Here is a 1980-nt window from a genome sequence, read left to right on the forward strand (position 1 = left end):
GCCCTTAAAGAAATCTACAAGCTTGTGAGAAAAGAACAAAAAGCTTCAGATTGCAGTCGCGCAATCATGGTCGCTCACAATGCTACGTTCGATTTAAACTTCGTTAATGCAGCAAGTGAGCGTTGTAAGCTTAAACGCGTCCCTTTCCATCCATTTGCAACTTTTGACACAGCAGCCCTTAGTGGTCTTGCCTACGGTCAAACCGTTTTGGCTAAAGCTTGCCGCACTGCGGGGATGGAATTTGACAACAAAGAAGCACACTCTGCTTTGTATGATACGCAAAAAACCACAGAGTTATTTTGCGGCATAGTAAACAAATGGAAAGCCCTTGGTGGTTGGCCTCTTGTTGACGAAGAATAAAAATAGAGTCGGTAAACGTTCACTCGTATTGCCTTCATAAAAAACACAACATCCCGAGAATAATATGAATCCTGTTGTAATTTCAGTTTGCATCATGCTTGTTTTAGCTTTGATGCGCGTAAACGTTGTCGTGGCTCTCACGTTCAGCGCAATTATCGGTGGCGTAGCCTCTGGTATGAGTGTGAACGATGCTGTAGCAGCGTTCGAAAGTGGATTAGGTGGCGGTGCAACTATCGCACTTAGCTACGCAATGCTTGGTACCTTTGCTGTTGCTATCTCTCGTTCTGGTATCACAGATCTACTTGCTCAAAGCGTCATTAAGCGCATTCACGGCAAAGAGAACAGTGCAGCATCGACCGGTCTAAAATACGGCATCCTTGCGTCTTTGATCTTAGTGACCATGTCTTCACAAAACGTGATTCCTGTACATATCGCTTTCATTCCAATCTTAATCCCACCTCTATTAGGCGTATTCGCAAAAATGAACCTAGACCGTCGTTTGGTTGCGTGTGTACTTACTTTTGGCCTGATTACTCCGTATATGGTTCTACCTATCGGTTTTGGTGGCATCTTCCTAAACAACATCCTGCTTAAAAACCTTCACGACAACGGTCTTGAAAACGTAGTAGCAAGCCAAGTACCAATGGCGATGTTGTTACCGGCTGCAGGCATGATCTTTGGTCTTCTTACGGCAGTATTCTTTACTTACCGTAAGCCTCGCCAATACAAAGAAACGTCTCATACTGTTGTTTCAACCGAAGTGAAAGAGATCAACAAGAAGCACATCCTAGTGGCTGCTGCGGGTATTGTTGCTGCACTAACGGTTCAACTATCGACAGGTTCTATGATCATCGGTGCTTTGGCTGGTTTCATGGTATTCACCTTCGGTGGTGTAATCGCTTGGAAAGAGACACACGATGTCTTCACTAAGGGCGTTCACATGATGGCAATGATCGGTTTCATCATGATTGCAGCGGCAGGTTTTGCAGCAGTAATGAAGCAAACCGGTGGCGTTGAATCTTTGGTTGAAGCGCTTTCAACAAGCATTGGTGACAACAAGCCTCTAGCAGCACTGCTTATGCTCATCGTTGGTCTATTGGTAACCATGGGTATCGGTTCTTCGTTCTCTACGATTCCAATCCTTGCAACTATCTACGTTCCACTAGCAGCAGCATTTGGTTTCTCTCCTATGGCAACGATCGCTCTAGTAGGTACAGCTGCAGCGCTTGGTGATGCTGGCTCTCCAGCTTCTGACTCAACCTTAGGTCCAACATCGGGTCTTAATGCTGATGGTCAACACGAGCACGTATGGGAAACCGTAGTACCGACGTTCCTACACTACAACATCCCACTGATCGTATTCGGTTGGATTGCAGCCATGGTTCTGTAATTAGGTTCTGTAGTTAAAGAATCCTACGCTCACTTTTATAAAGACCGCCTCGTGCGGTCTTTTTTGTATATAGTATCTTTCCCCTTTTATTTCTAACTTTAGAAACACGCTAACCTTCTGAACCAACATCACTCCCTATACATTATTCCGTACGTATTGATGTGCAACTTGTGGCTATTCATTGAATTCATTCCTACACTTAAGTGTTTAATAAATAAGCCGCTAATTCA

Annotated in this window: 2 protein-coding genes; both read left to right on the plus strand. The window is 44.4% G+C overall.

Annotated elements, in window-relative coordinates; translation table 11 throughout:
- Positions 1–360, plus strand: a 360-nt coding sequence (locus MED222_RS02865) for an exonuclease domain-containing protein (protein ID WP_009848744.1), incomplete at its 5' end; no start/stop codon positions are given.
- A gap of 64 nt (positions 361–424) precedes the next feature.
- Positions 425–1750, plus strand: coding sequence for a Na+/H+ antiporter family protein (locus MED222_RS02860; RefSeq protein ID WP_009848745.1), 1326 nt, complete (start codon positions 425–427; stop codon positions 1748–1750).
- Positions 1751–1980 lie beyond the last annotated feature (230 nt).

It is taken from the genome of Vibrio sp. MED222, assembly GCF_000153005.1.
Taxonomy (GTDB): Bacteria; Pseudomonadota; Gammaproteobacteria; order Enterobacterales; family Vibrionaceae; genus Vibrio; species Vibrio tasmaniensis_A.

Coding starts and splice junctions, on each gene's coding strand:
- MED222_RS02860 (WP_009848745.1), top strand. CDS start 425: ATGAATCCTGTTGTAATTTCAGTTTGCATCATGCTTGTTTTAGCTTTG.